Source organism: Sulfitobacter dubius, from assembly GCF_027214245.1.
GTDB classification, from domain to species: domain Bacteria; phylum Pseudomonadota; class Alphaproteobacteria; order Rhodobacterales; family Rhodobacteraceae; genus Sulfitobacter; species Sulfitobacter dubius_A.
In genome coordinates, this window is record NZ_JAPWHM010000004.1 from 86,801 (window position 1) to 109,599 (window position 22,799).

The following is a 22,799-nucleotide window of genomic DNA, read 5'->3' on the forward strand; positions in this document are numbered from 1 at the left end:
GGTCAACTCACTTTTTCTTCCGGGCTTGACCCTTTCTGGATACGAATGTATCCATCTGTATGCAATACCTATCGGAGGGGGTTTTTATGAGCGAAGAAGACCGCACACCGCAGGGCAACTCTGCCTACAATCAGCTGATGGATGAACTTCGCGCCGGACGGCTCAACCCCGGCGACCGCCTGCGTGAAACGGAGTTGGCCGAGCGCTTGGGCGTCTCCCGCACCCCCGTGCGCGAGGCGATCCGCCAGTTGGAAGCCGATGGCGTCGTGGCGCATATCCCCCGGCAAGGGGCGAGCATCCGCACTCTGGACTATGCCGAGGTGATGGAACTTTACGAGATGCGCGCCGTGCTGGAGGGCACCGCCGCACGGCTCGCTGCCCGCGCCGCCTCGGACATCGAGATCGAAGAGTTGCAGGACATGAACCAATCGCTCGCCACCCTGGGCAATGTACCCGAGGCCTTCACCCTCAACCGCCAGTTTCACGCAGCCCTTCTGGACGCCGCGAAGAACCGTTTTCTCACCCGGTCGATCCATACGCTGCAAAAGACGCTGATGATCCTCGGCCCGACGACGCTGACCGATCCTGACCGTGCCGAGAAAGCGGTGGAGGAACATTTTGGCGTTCTGGATGCGATCAGGGCCCGTGATGCCGCCCTCGCCGAAGCGGCGATGCGCGCGCATATCGAAGCGGCCCAACGGGTCCGGGTTCGCGCCCTGCGCGCGCAGCCCACGCGCGATGAAACCTATGACGGAGACCTGCTGTGACCGAGACCTACGATATCGTCGTAATCGGCGGCGGCAATGCAGCCCTTTGTGCCGCGATCACCGCCGCTGAAACGGGCGCCCGTGTGCTGATCCTTGAGACCGCGCCAAAACCCTACCGGGGCGGCAATTCGCGCCACACCCGCAACTTCCGCTGCATGCACCATGGCCCTTTGGGCCCATTGGTCGAAAGCTACACCGAAGAGGAATACCTCGCCGACCTGATGAAGGTGACGGGTGGGAAAACGGATGAACATCTCGCGCGTCTCGCCATCCGCACCTCTGAGGAATGCCTGCCATGGATGGAAGAACATGGCGTGCGGTTTCAGCCGTCGCTTTCTGGCACCCTGTCCTTAGCACGCACCAACGCCTTTTTTCGCGGCGGTGGCAAAAGCCTAGTAAACGCCTATTACCGCACCGCCGAAGGATTGGGGGTGGATGTGCTCTATGAAGCTGCCGTCACCCATCTGGAGCTGGAAGGAGACCGGGTAACGCGGGTGGATTACACCCATGAGGGGGCCGCCAAGAGCCTCTCGCCCAAATCCGTCGTCGTTGCCTCTGGCGGCTTTCAGGGGGACACCGACTGGTTGGCCCGCGCATGGGGGCCAGCGGCAAAGAACTTCCTGATCCGCGGCACGCCCTATAACCGCGGCGTGGTATTGGCGGACCTCTTGGATCAAGGCATCGCACAGGTCGGCGACCCGACCCAGTGTCATGCCGTCGCCATCGACGGACGCGCGCCGAAATTCGATGGCGGGATCGTCACACGGCTTGATTGCGTTCCCTTCTCCATCGTCGTCAACAAAGACGCGCAGCGGTTCTATGATGAGGGCGAGGATGTCTGGCCCAAACGCTACGCCATCTGGGGCCGCTTGGTTGCCGCCCAGCCCGATCAGGTCGGCTATGTCATCATCGACGCGAAGTCATTGAACCTGTTCATGCCTTCCGTCTTCCCCCCGATCAAAGCCGATACGCTAGCGGAACTGGCGGATAAGATGGGCCTGCCCGGTGAGGCGCTGGAGCAGACCGTGGCCGAATTCAACGAAGCCTGCGGCGATCAAAGTGCCTTCCACCCCACCGAGCTTGATGGCGTGGCGACCACGGGTCTCACCCCACCCAAAACCAACTGGGCGCGACCGATCACCGAGCCGCCGTTCTACGGCTATTCGCTGCGCACTGGCGTCACCTTTACCTATCTCGGGCTGAAGGTAGATGAAAACGCGCAATGCTCCATCGACGACCGCCCTGTCAGCAACCTCTGGGCAGCGGGCGAGACCATGGCCGGGTCGATCTTGGGTCAAGGCTACCTCGCCGGTTTCGGCATGACCATCGGCACCGTTTTCGGACGTATCGCAGGCAAGGAGGCCGCAGCCCATGCAAATTGATCTACTCCAAGAGGCCCGCCGTCAGGCCGAAATCTGCAACGCTTGCCGCTATTGCGAGGGCTACTGTTCGGTCTTTCCCGCGCTGCAGGCCGAACGCGCCTTCTCGGACGGAGACCTGACGCAACTGGCGAATCTCTGTCACAATTGCCGGGGCTGCTACTACGCCTGCCAATACACCGCCCCGCATGAGTTTGAACTGAACCTGCCGCAAGCCTTGGCCGATGTGCGCCAAGACAGTTGGGAAGAGTTTGCCTTTCCACGTGCCGCCGGGAAAGCCTTTCAGAAAAACGGCCTCGCCGTCGTACTCGCCACTGCTTTGGGCTTTGCATTGCTGTTTTGGGCCGCCCGTGCGCTGGCCGCTGCGGGGGGCGAAGGTTTCTATGCGGTGTTGTCTCACAATGCGATGGTGGGGATCTTTTTGCCCGCCTTTCTATTTCCGCTGCTCAGCATCGCCATCGGGCTGCGGCGTTATTGGCAAACGGTGGGCGGTGCTCCGGTCCGCCTTTCGCATCTGCGCGGGGCCGTCGCCTCAATCGCGAACATGCGCAACCTTAAGGGCGGGCATGGCGACGGCTGCAACTTTGAAGACGAAGACCGCTTCACGCACGCCCGGCGCTATGCGCATCAGGCGATCATGTATGGCTTTCTGCTCTGTTTCGCTTCGACCAGCGTGGCGACGCTGATGCACTACCTCCTCGATATGCCCGCTCCTTATGGGTTGTTCTCCGCCCCCAAAATCCTTGGACTGTCGGGCGGTGTTCTGTTGGTGTTGGGCTGTGCCAAAATGGTCTGGCTCAAACTGCGGTCGGACAAATCGCTCGGTGCGACCAATGCCTTTGGCGGAGAGATCGCCTTTACCGGGTTGCTGGGGTTTGTCGGGCTGAGCGGGCTGTTGCTCTATGCGGCAAGCGGCTCTGGCTGGATGCCGGGACTGTTGGTTATTCACCTCGGCGCGGTGCTCGCGTTCTTTTTGCTGACACCCTTCACCAAGATGGCCCATGGGTTTTACCGAATGGCGGCTTTGGTACGGGATGCGCAGCGACGTGAGGGGGTTTGAGCGAAATGGTACAGCGCGGGCCGGCCCGCAACGGCGCTGGTTCATGACAAAACCGATGTTGGGAATGTTCATTCTCTGAGCCGATCAGGCCAGCATTGGGTTTTACCCAGCGTCCAATTGCGGTAAATAGCGCCTGTCCGCTGGAGCTTAGGCTTTGGCGGCTTACAGGGTCGGGCGTTGCATGGAGCCGGAACATTGAGTTTTACAGTGCCTGATCCAGACCAATTGCCCCGCACATTGAACGATTATTACAGCCGTGCACGCGCAGGGATGAGCCCGCGCAACCGCGCATATTTCTTGGCCGGTGCCGGGGATGGGCAGACCGCTACAGCCAATGAAACCGCTTTTCAGCAGGCGCAGGTCACACCACGGGTGCTGCGCGATCTGCGGGGCGGGTCGACAGAGGCGTCGCTGCTGGAACAAAAGCTCGCTGCGCCCTTTCTGATTGCGCCCTTTGCCTATCACCGACTGCTCCATGACGCAGGCGAGAGCGCGACCGCCCGCGCGGCCGAGGCTCAGTCGATCAAGATGGTTCTGAGCGCGCAGAGCAGCGAACCGCTCGACAGGGTGCGCAGCAGCGGCCCCGGCAGTGACTGGTTTCAGCTGCATTGGATGGGGAGCAGAGAGGCCACGCAAGCGCTTGCGCAGATGGCACTGGACGCGGGTTTCACCAGATTGATCCTGACCATTGATGCGCCCGTCCAAGGGGTGCGGGACCGCGAAATCGAGGCGCAGTTTCAGCTGCCGCCCGATGTCAGCGCGGTCAATCTCGTGCGGTTCACGCCGCCCACCTTCACGCCACGTGAAGACGCGCAGTCGATCATCTTTGACCACATCGCCGAGACCCTGCCCACATGGGCTGACGTTGCTTGGCTGATCGAGACGGTAAAGGCTCCGCTGCTGCTGAAAGGCATCCTGCATCCAGAGGATGCAGCGCAGGCGCAGAGGATCGGCGCGGCAGGCGTCATCGTGTCAAACCATGGTGGCCGGGTGCTGGACCGAGCGCCCTCAACGCTAAGCGCCCTGCCCGCCATAGTTGCCACGGTCGGACCGGATTACCCTGTGTTGATGGACGGAGGCATCCGGCGCGGGGTCGATATCCTGATCGCGCTGGCCCTCGGGGCAAAGGCCGTTTTGATCGGGCGGCCCATCGCCTGCGGCTTGGCGGTGGCTGGCGATTTGGGCGTCAGCCATGTGTTGCGCTTGCTGCGCGACGAGTTGGAAATCGCTATGTTGCTAAGCGGCTGCGCGGCGGTGCAAGACATAGAACGCGATATAGTTCACCTGAAACTATAACGCAGCGGGATGATCAGCGTGAATTCGTCGCCTTTCAGATAGCTGGGCGGCGTGGGCATCTTTTCCAGCGTCTTGACCGTCTGCACGGCCGCCATGTCGAGGATTTCTGAACCCGAGGATTGCGCCACCTCAGCCGCGATCAGCGCCCCGTAACGGTCCAGCGTGAAGCGCACCTGCACCTCGCCTTCGATCCGGTCGCTGCGCGCCTTGGCCGGATAGGTTTTGGCACCGCTGATCAACAACACGATGCTTTTCTGCCAGTCGCGGATCTCTTCCGTCTGTTCGGCGGTCAGCCCTTCACTTTCGGCCTTGGCGGTTTCCGCTTCGGTGTCAGCCTCAACCCCGGCGACAGATTGCTCAGAGGCCTGCCGCGCTTCGGCGCCGATCTGGCTTTCCGCGTCGATTTGCTCGGGGTCCTGCTCGGCGGCGATCTCTTCGGCCACCTCCTCCGTCTCGGCTTCGGGCTCGGGGGCGGCCACGCCGAATTTCAGGCTCTCGTCCTCAACGTCATAGGGTATCTGACTTAAAATTGGCTGTTCGGCGGCCTTGGCGGCCTCCAAGACTTCAGGACTTTCGGTTACCGTCGGCGCATCCTGAGCCTCGATCTGCGCCACGCTGTCTTCTTGCAGGGCCGAGGGGGCCGCGATGATATCCGACAGATCGAACATCACCGCGCCGGTGATCCCCTCTGTCTTGGGCTCGTCGGGTTCTGCGGCGGGGGGCTGATTTAGCAACAAGACCGGAAGCCCTGCATGCAGCGCACCGCTCAGGGCGATTGCAAGGCCCCAGAAAACGGGTCTGACGCTGCGCGAGGCGTAGGTCAGGCTCACTGCGCCGCCTCCGGCTCTGGCATGGCTGCCTCTTCTACATTTTCATCCAGTCCGACCAACCCGACTTTCAGAAACCCGTCTGCGCGTAGGATGTTCATCACCCGCATGAATTCACCATAGGGCACGGATTTATCCGCGCGGATGAAGATCCGCGTGTCGCGTTTTTGCAGGGTGGCGATGCCGACGTCGATGTAAAGTCTGTCGTGCGTCGTGGCCGTCTCGCCCACCGAAAGGGCGAGGTCTTCGGTAATGGTGATGAAAACCGGCTCGGCAGGGCGCTCCGGGGCTTCGGCCACCGCCACGGGCAATTCCACCGGGATGTCGACCGTCGACAGTGGGGCCGCGATCATGAAGATGATCAGCAGAACCAACATGACATCGATAAAGGGGGTGACGTTGATCTCGCTGTTTTCGCTGAGATCGCCATCGTCGTCACCGCGCAGCCGGGCACCCACGCCGCCTACTCCGCCGCCGGGGGTGAAACGGCCCCCAGATGGTAGGCCGGTCGTGCCCCTGCAATCTCATCATCGGCAAGGTCCAGATCGCGCGACAAGGTCCGCTCGACCAGCGCGCCCGCATCTGCCAGCATCACCTTATAGCCCCCCAGCCCCCGCGCGAGGATGTTGTAGAAAATTACCGCAGGGATCGCCGCGACAAGGCCGATGGCCGTTGCCAACAATGCCTCGGCAATGCCCGGCGCGACAATGGCCAGATTGGTGGTTTTGCTTTCCGAGATCGAGATGAAGCTGTTCATGATCCCCCAAACGGTGCCGAAGAGCCCAACAAAAGGGGCAACCGAGCCGACATTGGCCAAGACCCCTGCCCCCAGCCCCATGCGCCGGGCGGCCCCGGCCTCAATCCGCGCGATTTCCGACCCCGCGCGTTCCTTGATCCCGGCCTTCATCCCCGTCTTCATCCCGGCACTCATCCCCGAGGCTGCGCGCTCACGTTCGGCTGCACGCACCATCTGCCCCATGACGCCTTTGCGTTTGGCGAAACGCGCACGCGCCGCAACCAGCGAGCCTGCCTTGTCCAGATCGCGATACCGGCGGCGCAGCACGCCGCGTTCCCATCGCAGGATCATCACCCGTGCGACAAAAATCACCCAGACCAGTGCCGAGGCAAAGAGCAGCGACAACATGACGCCTTTGACAACCCAATCGGCCGCCATGAACATGCCAAGGGGCGACATCTCGTCATGCTCGGCCTGCTCAAGGAGTGTGGTCACCGTCTCAAGATCGAAAGCGGCGGCGGGGGCTGCGGCGATACAAAGCGCAGCAGCGGGAAAAACCAAAGAAAGCTTCATCGTTTAAGTCTCGGCCCATGTGCGAACAAGGTTGTGATAGATGCCGGTCAGTCGCACCGTTTCGGGATCGTTGGCCCCCATGCTTTCGCTGAGCGCCTGAATGGTTTGATCCAGATCGAACAGGATGCGGCGGTTCGCGTCAGAGCGGATCATGCTTTGCAGCCAGAAAAACGACGACACACGCACCCCTCGGGTCACGGGGGTGACCTCATGCAGGCTGGTGGCCGGATAGAGGATCATATCCCCCGCAGGCAGTTTCACGGTCTGGCGGCCATAGTGATCCTCGATCACCAATTCGCCGCCGTCGTAGTCTTCTGGCTCGCTGAGAAATAGCGTCATCGACAGGTCGGTGCGCAGCCGTTCCTGTGTCAGCGGGTTGACCCGAATGGCATTGTCGATATGCGCCCCAAAGGTTTCGGCCTGTGCGTATTTGTTGAACATCGGCGGCAGGATTTTTGCGGGCAGCGCGGCAGACAGAAACAGCGGATCACTGGTCAGCTTTTGCAAGATGAACTTGCCCAATGTTTGCGCCGTGTCCGAGGTTGGCGGCAATTGTTGATTGCGTTTGACCTCCCGTGATTGCGCGCCTGCGGTCTTGGCCCCGTCCTCCCAATCAGCTGCATCAAGATGCGCGCGGACCTGTTTGACGTCGTCTTTGCTCAGGATCGAAGGGATCGTGATCAGCATATCATACCTCTTGCTGTCAGCGGGCAACCCCAGAAGGGCTGCCCGCCTTGATGGCTGCGGTTTAGAACTTCATTTCCAGCGAGAAGGAAACTTCACGGCCCGGCGCGACATAGGTGAATGGCGTGCCCGAACGGTAGGCAGCGTCATAGACCGTTTCATCCGCGACATTGGTGACGGCCATCTTCAACATGGTGTTGTCGGCGACTTCGTATTCACCTAGCAAATCAAAGGTAAAGGCGTCGGGAATGGACCGGCCATTGGCGGCCACGCTGCCCAGATCAATCGCACCTTGATAGTTCACCCGCCCGCCGAGCATCAAACGGTCCGTCACCTGATAGGTGGCCAACAAGTTCAACTGCTCATGTGCGACATTTGCCACCGACAGACCGATGTTGTCGCTGTCGGCACTGCGCAAGACTTCGCTGTCCATGAAGTTGGCGCCGCCGAAAAGGCTCAGCCGTTCGGTCACCTTGCCCGCAATGCCGAGTTCAAGACCCCGCATGCGGTACTTCAGCGAGTCGGAGGTGACGGTCGCACCGCGTGGCCCGATATCCTCACGCGCTTGGTCTTTAGTGGTTTGATAGAGCGCCGCGGTGAACAGAAGGTTCGGCGTGAAGCTGTATTTCGCACCGATTTCAAGCGAGGTATTCTCTTCGGGTGCAAGCCCTGACCCGTTATCATCTAGCCCGCCGTAAAAACCGCCGCCCGCTTCCAGTTCCTGCCCCGCAGGGTTGGTCGAAGTGGCCGCCGCTGCATAGATGTTCAGACGGTCAGTAAAGGCATAGGTCGCCCCCAAGTTCCAGTTCAGCATGACATCATCACGCGACAGCTCATAGGCATCCTCTCCGGTGCCGCCACTGCGGGCGATGTCATACATGTCCACCCGCAGCCCGCCGTTGACCTTCAGGCGGTTCGACAGGGTCACGGTATCCAGCGCATAGAGGGAGGTGGTCTTGACCGTCGTTTCCGTAAGGTCCGTTCCCAATACGGGTTCTTCGCCGCTCCAGCAGCCTTCCCCGATGGGATCGGGATTGACGGCGCTGACGGTGCAGCCGCGTTGGCCAGCCGGTGGCTCGTAATCCTCGCTGGAGAGGTTCGAGTAGCTCAACTTCTCAATCTCTTCGCGCGAGGTGGCAAGACCGAGCACATAAGAATGCGACGCGCCGGCGAATTGGGCGGCCCCGCTCAGTTCCAGAACATTGGCAAGCACATCGGTTTGCTGGTTCCAGCTTTTGAAGCTGAGCCCGACTTCCCAATCCTCGGGATTGGTGGAATCATTGTCGATCAGGCTGCTTGGTGCTGTCAAAACATAGTCGTTGGTCGACCGTGCCGCACGGAATGTGTTGGTCAGCGTCATGCCGTTGTCAAAGGCATAGGTTGCCTTGGCCGTGGCCACCGTCTCTTCGACAGTCTGGAAATCGCGGCCCGGCACCCCATAGAAAGTATCCCGGTCGATGCCGTATTCCGTGACCGGCCCGACCAAGCCCAGGTCTTCGTTATTGACGTAGGGCACCCCCCAATCGGGCGTCTGCTCGATCTTGGTGTAGCTCAGGTTGCCTTCCAAGGTCAGCGCATCGGTCGCCGCGAATTTCAGCGCCAATGCAGCACCTCGGCGGTCATCGGTGATCTCATCGCGTCCGGCCACTTCGCCATCTTGCAGCATTCCGTTGAAACGCAGTTGCAGGCGGTCGTTGATGACCTTGTTGGTGTCGATGGTCTGACGCAGGGTGGTCGCGTCGGTGACAGTGGTCACCGTTTTGGTGAAATTAACATCCTGCGGGCTTTTGGAGATCACATCGATCGCGCCGCCCGTGGTCCCGCGCCCGCCGACTGTGCCCGCCGGGCCTTTGGTGACTTCGACCTGTTCGGTGTTGAACGTCTCGGCGACACCGGTGCCGGGGCTGCGAATGCCATCGGTATAGGTGTCGTTATTGGCTTTGAACCCGCGGATATAGATGTTGTCTCCAAAGGAGTTCCCGCCCTCGCCGAAGCCAAGCGAAATGCCCGGTGTCGACCGCGCCAACTCACGCACGCTGGTTGTGCCGGTGGTTTCCAAGACCTCTTGGGTGATCGCTGTCACCGTGCGCGGATTGTCTTTCAGCGGGCCGGGCATCCGACTGTTGGCAAGCGTATTGGCTTTGAATGGGGCGTCTGAATCTACGTAAGAACTGCCACCTGCCGCCGCTTTTGCGGCCGCGCGGGCCTGCGCATCGGCCAGTTCCTGCGCTTGACGCTCTGCGGCCTCTTCGGCGGCGCAGACGGGGGTGCCCGCCAATGCAGCTGTGCAGACCGTGGGTTCCGCGGCATGCGGCTGGGCCGCTCGGCGTGGCGCTGGCTGGGTGGCGCGCGGCGCAGGCTTTACCGCCGGCTGAGGGGTCGGTTCTTCGGTCGTCTCGACCTCGACTGTCGGCAGGATGATCAGATCACTGTCCTGCGCGGCGCCGGGTGTGGCCATGCAGGCCATGGCCAAGGAGGCTCCGAAGCCCCCGACCACCAGCGTGGAATGTCTGTGAATTTTGTCTGTGCAGTTTTGGGTGTCGTTGGTACGGCGCATAAGTCCCTCGCGGAGAAGATTTTTTTCTTGCTGACCGCGCTTCCAACGGCTGGCTACTTGAATGGGCCACCGCTTAACCTGACTATTTTAGTAAGTAAAGATATGAATCCTATAAAAATAGTCAAGTATAGTGCCATGTGATGAAGCTACACCACTCGCGGAGCGGCGTTTGCGCCCGGGCGCGGGCAGTGAAGGTTTTCATGACTGAGGCTGGCTGCGCGGTAAAAGCGGCGGTGCGGGCTGGGCGCTTGTGTGGCGGCAGCCTGCCTTTTCGCTATTCGGGCGGGTGCGCATCGAACCAATGCCCCCAAACGTGATTTCGTTTCTCCGACATCGAAAAACGCAAATCGCCTGAACCAGAGGGTACAGACGTAGCTCCCCGACATAAATAAAGCTCCAGACCCAATGGACCTGAAGCTTTGACTTTTTGAATTGCGAGCACTTAAGCGACCTCAGGCCTTAAGACCCTCGCAAATGGCCGCCACAATCCCGTTTAGCTACAGCCGCTCGTGCCGCCGCAGGTGTTGCACTTCATGCAGGTGCCATTGCGAACCAGCGTGTAGTTGCCGCATTCGCCGCAGGCTTCGCCTTCGTAGCCCTGCATCTTGGCCTTGGCGCGCGCATCGAGGCTCACCGCGCCGGAACTGACGGCAGTGGAGGATTTTACCGCCAAGGCCATGTCACCGCTGCCGCTAATCTGTGGCGCGAGGCCCTGCAGGCCCGCATCTGCGTCCGCGCTCTGCCCGCCTTGCAGCACCACAAGATCTTGCGGCAGGCGGTTGCGCAGATACCCGGACGAGCTGATTTGCTTGAGCACCTCAAGCGATTTATTCGCCGCCTTCTCACTCAGCTCGCTTACATTGCCAAGGTTCTCTTCCTCACCCCGGCCCAGATCGTCAAAGGTCGCGCCTTCAGGCTTCACGTGCGCCAGATCGGTCCGGTCGAGGTAGGACACGGCGAGTTCGCGGAACACATAGTCAAGGATCGAGGTCGCCTGTTTGATGCTGTCGTTGCCCTGCACCATGCCCGCGGGCTCGAATTTGGTGAAGGTGAAGGCATCGACGAACTCCTCCAGCGGCACGCCGTATTGCAGGCCCACGGAAACCGCGATGGCGAAGTTGTTCATCATCGCCCGGAAACCCGCGCCTTCCTTGTGCATGTCGATGAAGATTTCACCCAGCTTACCGTCTTCGTATTCGCCGGTGCGCAGATAGACCTTATGCCCGCCGACATTCGCCTTCTGGGTATAGCCTTTCCGGCGCTGCGGCATCTTCTCGCGGTGCGATTTAATGATCTCTTTGACGATTACCTTCTCGACGATCTTCTCGGCCAACACGGCGGCTTTCTCATGCGCGTTGCCGCTTTCCAGCGTTTCGGCGGCGTCATCGTCGTCTTCGACCAGCGCGGCCGCCAGCGGCTGGCTCAGCTTTGAACCGTCGCGGTAAAGCGCATTGGCTTTGATGCCCAAGGACCAGCTTAGCTCATAGGCCTTTTGGCAGTCCTCAATGGTGGCGTCATTCGGCATGTTGATCGTTTTGGAGATCGCCCCCGAGATGAAGCTCTGCGCCGCCGCCATCATATGGATGTGACTGTTGACCGACAGATAGCGTTTGCCCTTCTTGCCGCAGGGGTTGGCACAATCGAAGATGCCGTAATGCTCTGCTTTAAGGTGCGGCGCGCCTTCCAGCGTCATGGTGCCGCAGACGTGGTCATTGGCCGCTTCGATATCTGCTTTGCTGAAACCGAGGGAGCGGAGCAGATCGAAGGTCGGGTCGTTCAGCTTTTCGGTCGGGATGCCCAGCACCTGCGTGCAGAACGCCTCGCCCAGCGTCCATTGGTTGAACACGAAACGGATATCAAACGCCTGTTTCAGCGCGGCATCCACCTTGGCCAACTCATTCGCGCCAAAGCCGTGGCCCGCCAGCGTGGTATGGTTGATCGCAGGCGCGTTGCCGATGGTGCCGTGGCCCACGGCGTAGCTGACGATCTCTTCGATCTGGGCCGACCCGTAGCCGAGTTTTTCAAGCGCTGCGGGCACGGATTGGTTGATGATCTTGAAGTATCCGCCCCCGGCGAGTTTCTTGAACTTCACCAGCGCGAAGTCAGGCTCAATCCCCGTGGTGTCGCAGTCCATCACCAGCCCGATGGTGCCGGTGGGTGCGATGACAGAGGTCTGGGCGTTGCGGTAGCCGTGGGCTTCGCCCAGTTTCAGCGCTTCGTCCCAGCAGGATTTGGCGATGTCGACCAGCCCGTCCTGTGGGCAATTTCCATGATCCAGCGGGACTGGCTTGACCGAAAGCTGCTCATAGCCATCCGCCTTGCCATAGGCTGCGGTGCGGTGGTTGCGGATGACGCGCAGCATATGCTCAGCATTCTTAGCATAGCCCGGAAAGGCCCCCAATTCGCCCGCCATTTCTGCCGACGTTGCATAGGCCACGCCGGTCATGATCGCGGTCAAGGCACCGCCAAGCGCGCGGCCCTCGTCGCTGTCATAGGAATAGCCCATGTTCATCAGCAGGCCACCGATGTTCGCATAGCCCAGACCAAGCGTGCGGAAGTCATAAGACCGCTGCGCGATTTCCTTGGAGGGGAACTGCGCCATCATCACACTGATTTCCAGTGTCACGGTCCACAGACGCGCGGCATGCATGTAATCCTCGACCTGAAAAACGCCGCCCTTGAGGAAGGTCAGCAGGTTCATCGACGCCAAGTTGCAGGCCGTATCGTCAAGGAACATGTATTCCGAACAGGGGTTCGAACCAAGGATCGCACCGTCTTCGGGGCAAGTGTGCCAGTCATTCACCGTGTCGTGGTACTGAATGCCCGGATCGGCGCAGGCCCATGCGGCATGGCCGACCTGATCCCAAAGATCGCGGGCCCGGATGGTTTTCACCACACGGTTCTCGGTGCGGCTGATCAACTCCCAATCGGCGTCCTTTTCCACTGCCTTGAGGAAGGCGTTGGTGACCCGGATCGAGTTGTTGGAGTTCTGGCCCGAGACCGAGTTGTATGCCTCAGAGTCCCAGTCGGTGTCATAGGTCGGGAACTCGATACCGGTGTGGCCCTGTTTGGCATAGTCCAGCACGCGCTTGACGTAAGTCTCGGGGATCGCGACCTTCTTGGCCTCGCGGATCGCCTGTTTCAGCGCCTCGTTCTTGGCCGGGTCATAGGCATCCGCCTCGGCACCGTCCCATGCCTTGATCGCGTCGAACAACAGGTTCAGCTTCTGCTCATGCATCTTGGAGCCAGCGACGATGCTCGCCACTTTTTGCTCTTCGAGCACCTTCCAGTTGATGAAATCCTCGATATCGGGGTGGTCGGCGTCGACGATCACCATCTTGGCGGCCCGGCGGGTGGTGCCGCCGGATTTGATGGCGCCAGCGGCGCGGTCCCCGATCTTGAGGAACCCCATCAAACCCGACGACTTGCCGCCGCCCGACAGCTTCTCGCCCTCTCCGCGGAGCGATGAAAAGTTGGTGCCCGTGCCTGAGCCGTATTTAAAAAGCCGCGCCTCACGGACCCAGAGATCCATGATACCGCCGTCGCCCACCAGATCGTCGGCAACCGACTGGATAAAGCAGGCATGGGGCTGCGGGTGCTCATAGGAAGACTTCGAACGGGTCAGTTTCCCGGTTTTGTAGTCGACGTAGTAATGCCCCTGCGCCGGGCCATCGATGCCGTAGGCCCAGTGCAACCCGGTGTTGAACCATTGCGGGCTATTGGGGGCCGCGCGCTGGCTGGCCAACATGTGGCGCATTTCGTCGTAATAGGCGCGGGCGTCTTCTTCGGTCGAGAAATAGCCGCCCTTCCAACCCCAATAGGCCCAAGCGCCCGCCAAACGGTCAAAGACCTGCTTGGAGGAGGTTTCCCCCCCCATCTCGGCGTCCTCGGCGGGGACCGAGCGCCAGAGAAACTCCGGCACGCCCTTTTCTTTGACGCGGCGCGTGGCGCTTGGCACGCCCGCTTTGCGGAAATACTTCTGCGCGATCACGTCGCTTGCGACCTGGCTCCAGGATTTCGGGACTTCGACGTTGTCGAGCTTGAACACCACCGAACCGTCAGGGTTGCGGATCTCTGACACCGTGGTGACAAAGTCCAAATCCGCATAGGCGTCCTGCCCGGCTTTGGTGAAATTCCGTTCAATCTTCATCGTCGCTGCCCTTTTCTAAACTTTTAAAATCCTAAGCCGACCCGCTCTAAGCAGACCGTCTCCCCCCGTTTGTTGGCAGTTTGGACAGAGCTTCGCCGTGCCACCTGCTGACGCGAGCGGCTGGATTCCCATTGAAACACTGGTTCTTGTATTCTGTCCCCACTGCCAAAGCGCCTGCTGCGTTTCACACAACATCTTGTGGCGCTTTACTTGACCCCCACAAACTGACGTAGATAGACCTAATCGGTCAACGGTTTTTTTACGTTTTATTTCCGGGAGGACAGTTGACCGATGCGCCCCGACTTGGCCCATCCGCGCGCGAAGTGATTCAGCCTCAGGATATCCCCAAAGATACCCGCAAGCCCGATGCAGCGCTGAATTCCAAATAATCCATTGCCCCGGCAGAGTTAGGGGCGGTGCTTGAGGGATTGGGCGAATTCATCCACAGCCCGCGACGCCCGAGAGGGCGACAGCCCCGCCGAAGCTGGCCACACATCGCTGCGGAAGAGGTCCAGTGCCCCTGCCCGTCCGCTCAATGCAAAACCGCGACAGAATCATCACGGTCTTCGCGGGCATTGGCGCAAATCTGCCAAAGCACAGGCGGCAGACACTATATCTTGTGCAGAATGGAAATATTCCAGCCGATACAGCCCCTAGATCGCTAAGGACTGAGATAATCTCAAGGCTAGAAGAAAGTGGTCGGAGCGAGAGGATTCGAACCTCCGACCCCCTGTACCCAAAACAGGTGCGCTACCAGGCTGCGCCACGCTCCGACTGGGGCTTCTTTAGCCATAACCCCGCCGATTGAAAAGCCCCGATTGACCTTAAACTAAGAAAAACGACGAAGTCTTTAGCACGGCCAAGCCGGGGTGTTCCCAGCAAAGGCCGGATGACGGATTTCGCTGCCTTCAGTGATGCCCAGACGTTTCGCCAGACCGCCGTTAATCTCCAAAACCGACAGCAGATTATCCCCGCCCGGAATCGGTGTCTCGTCCAGTGGTATGGCGGAGTGGTGAATTTTCTGCACCACGCCTCTCTCGTCGATGAACAGCAGGTCGAGCGTGATCAGCGTGTTGCGCATCCAAAAGCTCAGCGGTTGCGGCGTTTCATAGATAAAGAGCATCCCCGCACTCAGCGGCAAAGAGCGTCGGTGCATCAGTCCCTTGGCCCGCTCCGCCGTGTCATCCGCCACTTCTACGGAGAACCGCGCCTTGCCCCAGTCGCCCCGCAGGCTCACGCTATCGGCGCGACAGACCTCGGCCAGCGCCGCACCGGTCAGCAGCAGGCTGGCAAGCGCCGCCCCTGCAATATGCCCTGTCAGATGGTGTACCTTCAGCCGTCTATCACCGCGTCCCATGAACTTACCTCCGCCGCCAGATGGCCCCGATCGCCAACAATCACCCGCATGGCAAGCGCTTCGCCCGGTTGCAAATCACAAAGTCCGGATTGGCGCAGCACATCGATATGCAGAAACACATCTTCCGCGCAGCCAAAGACATTTGCAAACCCAAAACCCTTGGCCTTGTCGAACCATTTCACACGGGCGGGCTCGAACACGGCGGTGGCAAGTTGGTCGGGGTCAAATCCTGCGAATTCGACCACGGCGGCGGGCGGCTCACTGGGGGGCGTGACGGCGAGCACCTCGACCGCCTGCGCGCCGCGATCGGTTTGCTGCACCCGCACCGTCACCCGCGCCCCATCAGCGACAGAGCTTTGGCCGAAATTGCGCAGGACATTGACGTGCAATAATATGTCGGCCCCGCCCGCCTCGGCCACGACAAAGCCGAAGCCTTTGAGCGGATCGAACCATTTGACCACGCCCTCAAGGGGATCGTTTAGCCCCGGCGTTTCTGCCGGTTGGGTATCAGACACATCTTTCATCGCTAATCCGTGCCGCCCTATCAAGGATTGAGCCGCGTGACGGCCCAAGGCGCTGCGGCATCCGCGCGGCGCCATTGAAAACGGTCATGCAGGCGGAATTCGCCATCTGCCCAGAATTCAATTTCCAGAGGGGTGATCCGGTAGCCGCCCCAGAACGGCGGACGTTTGGGGTTCACCCCCTGCTGTGCGGTCACCTTGGCGACTTCGGCCATCAACGCCCCGCGCCCCGACAGAGGCTGCGATTGGCGCGAGGCCCAAGCCCCCAAACGGCTCTTGAGCGAGCGCGATGCGTAGTAGTCATCGGCCTTTGGCCCGTCTTCTCGGCTGATCAACCCGCGCACCCGCACCTGACGGCGCAATGATTTCCAATGCATGACAAAAGCCGCCTTGCCCGCGCCATCCAGTTCCTGGGCCTTTTGGCTTTCGTAATTAGTGTAAAAGACAAAGGCGTCCGGTTCGATCTCTTTCAACAGCACCATGCGGGCGTTTGGGAGCCCTTGCGAATCTACCGTGCTCAGCGCGATGGCGTTGGGGTCATTCGGCTCAGTCGCCTCTGCTTCGGAAAGCCAACGCTGCGCAATCGCAAAGGGATCATCCCCCGCAAATATACCAGTCCGCGTTTCCATTCAGCATCCCCTTTTAGAGTGTTCGAGCCCGTCACCGGTTCTTCGCCGGTGTCTGAGTTAATCGCTAAGGCAATAGTTAACAATGGGCAACTCAAAGGACAACCTTACCCGATTTCCGTCAGTTAGCCGCCGATCTTATGGCAAATCACGGGTGCTAACGCGCGCGTGCAGTCTTGATGGCCGCGCTGCAATCGCCTAGACCAAGACAACCTAAACGGAACATAGACAAGGCGGCGGAATGGGAAACGAATTGATGCGGGGCAAGCGCGGGCTCATCATGGGTCTGGCGAATGACAAATCCATCGCATGGGGCGTGGCCAAAGCGCTGGCCGATGCAGGGGCGGAACTTGCCTTTTCCTACCAAGGTGATGCGCTCAAGAAACGTGTGGGGCCTTTGGCCGAGCAGCTTGGCAGCGACATCGTTCTGCCCTGCGACGTGGGCGATGAAGCCTCAATCGACGCGATGTTTGATGGGCTGAAAGAACGCTGGGACGGGCTTGATTTCATCGTTCACGCCATCGGGTTTTCCGACAAGGGGGAACTGCGTGGCCGCTATGTCGATACCAGCCGTGGTAACTTCACCATGTCGATGGATATCTCGGTCTATTCCTTCACCGCTGTGATGCAGCGCGCGGAAAAGATGATGTCGCCCGGTGCCAGCGCCCTGACGCTGACCTACTACGGTGCCGAGAAGGTCATGCCGCATTATAATGTGATGGGTGTGGCCAAGGCAGCACTTGAAGCGTCGGTCAAATACTTGGCCGAAGACCTTGGTAAGGACGGCATCCGCGTCAACGCAATCTCTGCCGGGCCGATCAAAACGCTGGCCGCCTCCGGCATCGGTGATTTCCGCTACATCATGAAGTGGAACGAGTACAACTCGCCCCTGCGCCGCAATGTCACCACCGAAGATGTGGGCAAGGCCGCCCTCTTCCTGCTGTCGGATCTGGGCAGCGGCACCACGGGTGAAAACCTGCATGTCGACGCAGGCTATCACGTCGTCGGCATGAAGGCGGTTGACGCGCCCGACATGTCCAAGGAATAAGCCGCCCCACATCATTCCCGCGCGGGTGCCCGCGCCAGCTGCTGCAAAGGACCACCATGACCAAATCCAAGGACGCCTCGCGCCTGCCCCATGAAAAGGGCTTTCACATCTCCTGGGATCAGATCCACCGAGACAGCCGTGCGCTGGCGTGGCGGCTCGATGGTCTTGGGCCCGACGATGGCGCGTGGCGTGCCGTGGTGGCGATCACCCGCGGCGGCATGGCCCCCGCGATGATCGTCGCGCGGGAACTCGACATCCGCACCGTCGATACGATCTCGGTCATGTCCTACCACTCGGGCGGTGGCGCCGCCGACCAGCGCCGCGAGGCCAAGGTGCTGAAATCCCCTGACGCTGAGATGATGGGCGATGGCACCGGCATTCTAATCGTCGATGATCTGGTCGACAGTGGCAAGACCATCGAACTGGTGCGCGAGCTTTACCCCAACGCCCATTTCGCCACCGTCTATGCCAAGCCCGAAGGCGAGCCGCAGGTCGATACTTTCATCACCGGCGTCAGCCAGGACACGTGGATCTTCTTCCCATGGGACATGGCCCTGCAATATGTCGAACCCTACCGCGGCAAGGACTAAGGGGCCCTAGGCCACCCTCCCTGCCCCTTACCTGACCGGATACACCCATGACGCTTTCGCGCACCGCCACCACTTTCTTCCCTCCGGTGATGGAGGCGCGGCGCTGGCTGAATGGCGTGACATTCACCGATGACCGTCCGCTGATCAACGTGAGCCAAGCCGCCCCCGTCGATCCGCCCCCGGAGGGGCTGCGCCGGGCGATGGCCGAGGTCACGCTGAACAATGATGAGGCGCATCTCTATGGCCCCGTGCTGGGCCTGCCAGAACTGCGCGCCGAACTGGCGCGGCAAACGGCAGAGAAATACGCGGGCGTGGTGACCGATGAACAGGTCTGTATCACCTCGGGGTGCAACCAAGCCTTTGCCGCCGCCATTGCCACACTTTGCGGCGAAGGCGATGAGGTGATCATCCCGACGCCTTGGTACTTCAACCACAAAATGTGGCTCGACATGAGCGGTGTCACCGCCGTGCCGCTGCCTGTCGAAGCCGACATGCTGCCCGACCCCGAGAAGGCCGCGGCCGCCATCACCCCGCGCACCCGCGCCATCGCGCTGGTCACCCCCAACAACCCCGGCGGCGTGGAGTATCCCGCCGCCCTTGTGCAGGACTTCTTTGATCTGGCCCGCCGTCACGGCATCGCGCTGATCCTCGACGAGACCTACCGCGACTTTCACAGCCGCCCCGGCCCGCCCCACGCGCTGTTCAGCGACCCCGATTGGCACGACACGCTCATTCACCTCTATTCCTTTTCCAAAGCCTACCGCCTGACCGGCCACCGCGTCGGCGCGCTGATCGCCAGCACGGCGCGGCTGGCGGAGGTTGAGAAGTTTCTCGATACCGTGGCCATTTGCCCGGCGCAGATCGGCCAGCATGGCGCGCTCTGGGGGATGCAAAACCTTGGCCCGTGGCTGGCAGATGAACGCGAAGAAATCCTTGCCCGCCGCGCCGCGATTGCTGCGCTGATGCCCAAGATCGAGCCGCTGGGGTGGGAACTGCTCGGGCTGGGCGGCTATTTCGCCTATCTGCGACACCCCTTTAACCTCTCCTCTGCAGAACTGGCCCCGCAATTGGTGCGCGATGCAGGCGTGCTTTGCCTGCCCGGCACGATGTTCCAGCCCGAGGGAGACGCGCGTGGCGAAAGCCAGTTGCGCATCGCCTTTGCAAACCTCGACACCGCCGGCCTCGAAGTGCTTTTCGACAGGCTTGCAGCCCTGCCACGCAACGCATAGACAGGTCCGAAATTAACGAGGGACCGTGTCATGGCCAAAAAAGGCTTCAGCTTTTCGAAAACCGCCGTTTGGGCCTTGATGGGCCTTCTGATCTTGGGTCTTGGCGGCTTTGGTGCGATCAACCTCAGCGGCAATCTGCGCAGCATTGGCAGTGTCGGGGACAAGTCCATTTCGGTCGATCAATACGCCCGCCAGTTGCAGCAGGAAATCCGCGCGATTGAAGCACAAACCGGCGAGAGCCTGTCCTTTGCCCGCGCCCAAGAAATGGGTCTGGACCGCGCGGTGCTGCAACGCATCGTGCGCAACCGCGCGCTGGATCATGAAGCCGACGAAATGGGCATCTCCATCGGCGATGCCACCTTGCGCGACGAAATCGTGGCCATTTCGGCTTTCCAAGGCATCGACGGAAACTTCGACCGCGAAGGCTATCGTTTCGCCCTTCAGCAAAGCGGGATGAGCGAGGCCGAGTTCGAGCGTTCGATCCGCGAAGAGGCCGCGCGTGGCCTGCTGCAGCGCGCGATCTTGGGCGGCGTCTCAATGCCTGACACCTACGCCCGCACGCTCGTTGACTACGTCGCCGAACAGCGCAGCTTCACTTGGGCCCGGCTGAGCGCGGATGACCTCGACACGCCCGTCGCTGAGCCGACAGAAGAAGAGCTTCAGGCCTATTACGACGCCAACACCGATGACTTCATGCTGCCCGCCAGCAAAAGCATCACCTATGCATGGCTCCGCCCCGAAGACCTGCTGGACGAGGTTGAGGTGCCCGAAGAAGAGCTGCGCGCCGAATATGACGCCCGCAGCGATGAATACGACCAGCCCGAGCGTCGCTTGGTCGAGCGTCTGGTCTTTGCCAACGAAGAGGCCGCCACGCAGGCCGCAGCAGCGCTCGAAGTTGACGGCACCACCTTTGAGGCGCTGGTCGAAGAACGCGGCTTGGCACTGGCGGATGTGGACATGGGCGATGTGGCCAAATCCGATCTCGACGCCGCAGGTGACGCGGTGTTTGGGGCGCAAAGCGGCGACATCGTCGGCCCTCTGCCCACTTCGCTGGGGCCGGCTCTCTTCCGCGTAAACGCGGTTCTGCCTGCACAAAACGTGCCTTTCGAAGAGGCCCGTGAGGTGCTGGAAGAAACCCTCGCCATTTCCCGCGCGACCCGCGCCGTCGAAGCCCGCGCACAGGAAATCGACGACCGTCTCGCCGGGGGGGCCACGCTCGAAGATCTGGCCGAGGAAACCAAAATGAACCTCGGCACCATCGACTGGACCCAAGAGAGCAGCGAAGGCATCGCGGCCTATGGCGCGTTCCGGGAGGCCGCAGCAAGCCTGAGCGCCGATGCCTTCCCGCAGATCGACCAGTTGGAAGACGGCAGCGTTTTCGCCATGCGCCTTGATGAGACCAAGCCAGAGCGCCCCGAACCTTTTGAGCAGGCACGTGATGCGGTTGAGACCGCGTGGCGCAATGCCCAGATTGTGGAGGCTCTGACCGCCAAGGCCGAGAGCCTGACCGGCACATTGGCCGAAGCGGACGGTTTTGAAGCCTCCGGTCTCACGCCGCAGCTTGGCGAAGGCATGACCCGCAGCTCCTATGTCGACGGCACGCCCGACGACTTCATGGATCAGGTCTTTGACCTCGACGAGGGTGGCGTCGCGGTCCTGCCCGCAGGGGACAGCGTCGTGGTGCTGCGCCTTGATGCCGTGACCCCCGCGGGCGAAGACGACCAGACCCAAGCGCTGATGACCCGCCTGTCACAGCAGTTGGATCAAGCGCTGGCCCAAGGTCTTTTCGATATCTACAGCAATGCAGTGATGCGCGATGCCGATCCCCAGATCGACCAGCGCGCGGTCAGTGCCGTGCATGTGAACTTTCCCTGATAGGCAAATTTGATGGCCCTGACCCCGGATTTCGACACTTTCGCCCGCGCCTATGAAGCGGGCGAAAACCAGATCGTCTACACCCGCCTTGCCGCCGACCTGGACACGCCTGTGTCCTTGATGCTGAAACTCACCGGCGCGGCAGAGAACGCCTTTGTGCTGGAATCCGTCACCGGCGGTGACGTGCGCGGGCGCTATTCCATCATTGGCATGAAGCCCGACCTGATCTGGCGTTGCCGGGGTGAAACCGCCGCCCTCAATCGCGCCGCTCGCTATGATGCGGATGCCTTTGAGGACATGCCCGGCGATCCGCTGGACCGTTTGCGCGATGTCATCGCAGAATCGCGCATCACCCTGCCCGATGATCTGCCCCAAGCCGCCGCCGGTCTCTTTGGCTATCTCGGCTATGACATGATCCGGCTGGTCGAACATCTGCCCCATGTGAATCCTGACCCTCTGGGCCTGCCTGATGCGGTGATGATGCGCCCCTCGGTTGTGGCCGTGCTGGATGGGGTGAAGGGCGAAGTTACAATCGTGTCCCCAGCGTGGGTGTCCGAGGGCCAGACCGCGCGCGCCGCCTATGCCCAAGCCGCCGAGCGGGTGATGGACGCGGTGCGCGATCTGGAACGCGCCATGCCGCAGACCTCCCGCGATTTGGGAGAGGCCGAAGACGCGCCGGAGTCGGTGAGCAATTTCACCCACGACGGATACAAGGCCGCCGTCGAAAAGGCGCGCGATTACATCAAGGCGGGCGATATCTTTCAGGTGGTGCCAAGCCAGCGTTGGGCCCAAGGGTTCACACAGCCGCCCTTTGCGCTCTACCGCAGCCTGCGGCGGACCAACCCCTCGCCCTTCATGTTCTATTTCAACTTCGGCGGCTTCCATGTGGTCGGCGCAAGCCCCGAAATCCTCGTGCGGGTCTTTGGCAACGAAGTTACCATTCGCCCCATCGCTGGCACCCGCAAACGCGGCGCCACGCCGGAGGAAGACCGCGCGCTAGAGGCCGATCTGCTGAGCGATCCCAAAGAGCTGGCCGAACACCTGATGCTGCTCGATCTGGGCCGCAACGATGTGGGCCGGGTCGCCAAGATCGGCACCGTGCGCCCGACGGAAGAGTTCATCGTCGAACGCTACAGCCATGTCATGCACATCGTCTCCAACGTGGTCGGAGAGTTGAAGGAGGGCAAAGATGCGCTCGACGCTTTCTTTGCCGGAATGCCCGCAGGCACCGTCTCGGGCGCGCCCAAGGTCCGCGCGATGGAGATCATTGACGAGTTGGAACCCGAAAAGCGCGGCGTCTACGGCGGCGGCGTGGGCTACTTCAGCGCGGGCGGCGATATGGATATGTGCATCGCCCTGCGCACGGCTGTGGTGAAGGACGAAACGCTCTACATCCAAGCTGGCGGCGGCGTTGTCTATGACAGCGACCCAGAAGCCGAGTTCATGGAAACCGTGCATAAATCCGGTGCGATCCGCCGCGCCGCTGCCGATGCGTCGCGCTTTGGCGGTAAAGGGAACAACTAA

General features: G+C 61.0%; 18 protein-coding genes and 1 tRNA gene. 9 read left to right on the top strand and 10 right to left on the bottom strand.

What is annotated here, in order from left to right; all coding sequences use genetic code 11:
* Nucleotides 1–86: 86 nt before the first annotated feature.
* From O4H31_RS10525 to O4H31_RS10540, 4 genes are all read left to right on the top strand, one after another.
* Entirely contained in the window at nt 87–767 is a 681-nt protein-coding gene (locus O4H31_RS10525; RefSeq protein WP_269345515.1) for a GntR family transcriptional regulator, read from the top strand.
* Nucleotides 764–2,149, top strand: coding sequence for an FAD-dependent tricarballylate dehydrogenase TcuA (gene tcuA / locus O4H31_RS10530; protein WP_269345518.1), 1,386 nt, complete (start codon nt 764–766; stop codon nt 2,147–2,149). Before O4H31_RS10525 ends, tcuA begins: the two co-directional genes overlap by 4 nt.
* Nucleotides 2,139–3,206 carry a tricarballylate utilization 4Fe-4S protein TcuB gene (gene tcuB, locus O4H31_RS10535; RefSeq protein ID WP_269345520.1) on the top strand — a complete coding sequence of 356 codons (1,068 nt, stop codon included), beginning with the start codon at nt 2,139–2,141 and terminating at the stop codon, nt 3,204–3,206. Before tcuA ends, tcuB begins: the two co-directional genes overlap by 11 nt.
* A gap of 207 nt (nt 3,207–3,413) precedes the next feature.
* Nucleotides 3,414–4,502: an alpha-hydroxy acid oxidase gene (locus tag O4H31_RS10540; RefSeq protein ID WP_269345522.1), complete on the top strand. Its 1,089-nt coding sequence runs from the start codon at nt 3,414–3,416 to the stop codon at nt 4,500–4,502.
* Here O4H31_RS10540 and O4H31_RS10545 read toward each other — a convergent pair.
* The 10 genes from O4H31_RS10545 to pdxH all read right to left on the bottom strand — a co-directional run bounded on the left by O4H31_RS10545 (nt 4,487) and on the right by pdxH (nt 16,536).
* The gene (locus O4H31_RS10545; protein ID WP_269345524.1) at nt 4,487–5,332 is read right to left on the bottom strand and encodes an energy transducer TonB; all 846 of its coding nucleotides are present in this window, start codon (nt 5,330–5,332) and stop codon (nt 4,487–4,489) included. The two genes, O4H31_RS10540 and O4H31_RS10545, sit on opposite strands and share 16 nt — an antisense overlap.
* The gene (gene exbD / locus O4H31_RS10550; protein WP_120350966.1) at nt 5,329–5,787 is read right to left on the bottom strand and encodes a TonB system transport protein ExbD; all 459 of its coding nucleotides are present in this window, start codon (nt 5,785–5,787) and stop codon (nt 5,329–5,331) included. Before exbD ends, O4H31_RS10545 begins: the two co-directional genes overlap by 4 nt.
* Nucleotides 5,788–5,792: 5 nt before the next feature.
* On the bottom strand, nt 5,793–6,638 hold the full coding sequence (gene exbB / locus O4H31_RS10555) for a tonB-system energizer ExbB (protein WP_269345527.1): 846 nt from the start codon (nt 6,636–6,638) through the stop codon (nt 5,793–5,795).
* Between the two features lie 3 nt (nt 6,639–6,641).
* Nucleotides 6,642–7,325 (bottom strand): Fe2+-dependent dioxygenase, encoded by a 684-nt coding sequence (locus O4H31_RS10560; protein ID WP_269345529.1) that lies wholly within the window; start codon nt 7,323–7,325, stop codon nt 6,642–6,644.
* 61 nt (nt 7,326–7,386) lie between these two features.
* Nucleotides 7,387–9,780 carry a TonB-dependent receptor gene (locus O4H31_RS10565; protein ID WP_269345531.1) on the bottom strand — a complete coding sequence of 798 codons (2,394 nt, stop codon included), beginning with the start codon at nt 9,778–9,780 and terminating at the stop codon, nt 7,387–7,389.
* A 592-nt stretch (nt 9,781–10,372) separates the two neighbouring features.
* Nucleotides 10,373–14,029 (bottom strand): vitamin B12-dependent ribonucleotide reductase, encoded by a 3,657-nt coding sequence (locus tag O4H31_RS10570; RefSeq protein WP_269345533.1) that lies wholly within the window; start codon nt 14,027–14,029, stop codon nt 10,373–10,375.
* A gap of 696 nt (nt 14,030–14,725) precedes the next feature.
* Nucleotides 14,726–14,802, bottom strand: a tRNA-Pro gene (locus tag O4H31_RS10575).
* 77 nt (nt 14,803–14,879) lie between these two features.
* A complete protein-coding gene (locus tag O4H31_RS10580) occupies nt 14,880–15,386 on the bottom strand; it encodes a DUF192 domain-containing protein (protein ID WP_269345535.1) in 507 nt (168 codons plus the stop codon).
* Nucleotides 15,362–15,910 carry a cold shock domain-containing protein gene (locus O4H31_RS10585; protein WP_269345538.1) on the bottom strand — a complete coding sequence of 183 codons (549 nt, stop codon included), beginning with the start codon at nt 15,908–15,910 and terminating at the stop codon, nt 15,362–15,364. Before O4H31_RS10585 ends, O4H31_RS10580 begins: the two co-directional genes overlap by 25 nt.
* A gap of 20 nt (nt 15,911–15,930) precedes the next feature.
* Nucleotides 15,931–16,536, bottom strand: a complete 606-nt coding sequence (gene pdxH, locus O4H31_RS10590) for a pyridoxamine 5'-phosphate oxidase (protein WP_269345540.1) — start codon at nt 16,534–16,536, stop codon at nt 15,931–15,933.
* A gap of 238 nt (nt 16,537–16,774) precedes the next feature.
* Between pdxH and fabI the strand changes: the two genes are divergently transcribed.
* From fabI to trpE, 5 genes are read left to right on the top strand one after another with little or no spacing between them, the layout of a single operon-like run.
* On the top strand, nt 16,775–17,581 hold the full coding sequence (fabI, locus tag O4H31_RS10595; RefSeq protein ID WP_067935589.1) for an enoyl-ACP reductase FabI: 807 nt from the start codon (nt 16,775–16,777) through the stop codon (nt 17,579–17,581).
* A gap of 56 nt (nt 17,582–17,637) precedes the next feature.
* Nucleotides 17,638–18,171 (top strand): xanthine phosphoribosyltransferase, encoded by a 534-nt coding sequence (gene gpt / locus O4H31_RS10600; RefSeq protein ID WP_067629419.1) that lies wholly within the window; start codon nt 17,638–17,640, stop codon nt 18,169–18,171.
* Between the two features lie 47 nt (nt 18,172–18,218).
* Nucleotides 18,219–19,400 carry an aminotransferase gene (locus O4H31_RS10605; RefSeq protein ID WP_269345544.1) on the top strand — a complete coding sequence of 394 codons (1,182 nt, stop codon included), beginning with the start codon at nt 18,219–18,221 and terminating at the stop codon, nt 19,398–19,400.
* 30 nt (nt 19,401–19,430) lie between these two features.
* Nucleotides 19,431–21,275 carry a peptidyl-prolyl cis-trans isomerase gene (locus O4H31_RS10610; RefSeq protein ID WP_269345545.1) on the top strand — a complete coding sequence of 615 codons (1,845 nt, stop codon included), beginning with the start codon at nt 19,431–19,433 and terminating at the stop codon, nt 21,273–21,275.
* Between the two features lie 12 nt (nt 21,276–21,287).
* Nucleotides 21,288–22,799 carry an anthranilate synthase component I gene (gene trpE, locus O4H31_RS10615; RefSeq protein ID WP_269345546.1) on the top strand — a complete coding sequence of 504 codons (1,512 nt, stop codon included), beginning with the start codon at nt 21,288–21,290 and terminating at the stop codon, nt 22,797–22,799.

Bases quoted from the DNA above. Each gene is read 5' to 3' on its own strand.
- O4H31_RS10525 (WP_269345515.1), top strand. From the start codon at position 87: ATGAGCGAAGAAGACCGCACACCGCAGGGCAACTCTGCCTACAATCAG.
- tcuB (WP_269345520.1), top strand. From the start codon at position 2,139: ATGCAAATTGATCTACTCCAAGAGGCCCGCCGTCAGGCCGAAATCTGC.
- exbB (WP_269345527.1), bottom strand. From the start codon at position 6,638: ATGAAGCTTTCTTTGGTTTTTCCCGCTGCTGCGCTTTGTATCGCCGCA.
- O4H31_RS10560 (WP_269345529.1), bottom strand. From the start codon at position 7,325: ATGCTGATCACGATCCCTTCGATCCTGAGCAAAGACGACGTCAAACAG.
- O4H31_RS10565 (WP_269345531.1), bottom strand. From the start codon at position 9,780: ATGGCCACACCCGGCGCCGCGCAGGACAGTGATCTGATCATCCTGCCG.
- O4H31_RS10570 (WP_269345533.1), bottom strand. From the start codon at position 14,029: ATGAAGATTGAACGGAATTTCACCAAAGCCGGGCAGGACGCCTATGCG.
- O4H31_RS10580 (WP_269345535.1), bottom strand. From the start codon at position 15,386: ATGGGACGCGGTGATAGACGGCTGAAGGTACACCATCTGACAGGGCAT.
- O4H31_RS10585 (WP_269345538.1), bottom strand. From the start codon at position 15,910: ATGAAAGATGTGTCTGATACCCAACCGGCAGAAACGCCGGGGCTAAAC.
- pdxH (WP_269345540.1), bottom strand. From the start codon at position 16,536: ATGGAAACGCGGACTGGTATATTTGCGGGGGATGATCCCTTTGCGATT.
- fabI (WP_067935589.1), top strand. From the start codon at position 16,775: ATGGGAAACGAATTGATGCGGGGCAAGCGCGGGCTCATCATGGGTCTG.
- gpt (WP_067629419.1), top strand. From the start codon at position 17,638: ATGACCAAATCCAAGGACGCCTCGCGCCTGCCCCATGAAAAGGGCTTT.
- O4H31_RS10605 (WP_269345544.1), top strand. From the start codon at position 18,219: ATGACGCTTTCGCGCACCGCCACCACTTTCTTCCCTCCGGTGATGGAG.
- O4H31_RS10610 (WP_269345545.1), top strand. From the start codon at position 19,431: ATGGCCAAAAAAGGCTTCAGCTTTTCGAAAACCGCCGTTTGGGCCTTG.
- trpE (WP_269345546.1), top strand. From the start codon at position 21,288: ATGGCCCTGACCCCGGATTTCGACACTTTCGCCCGCGCCTATGAAGCG.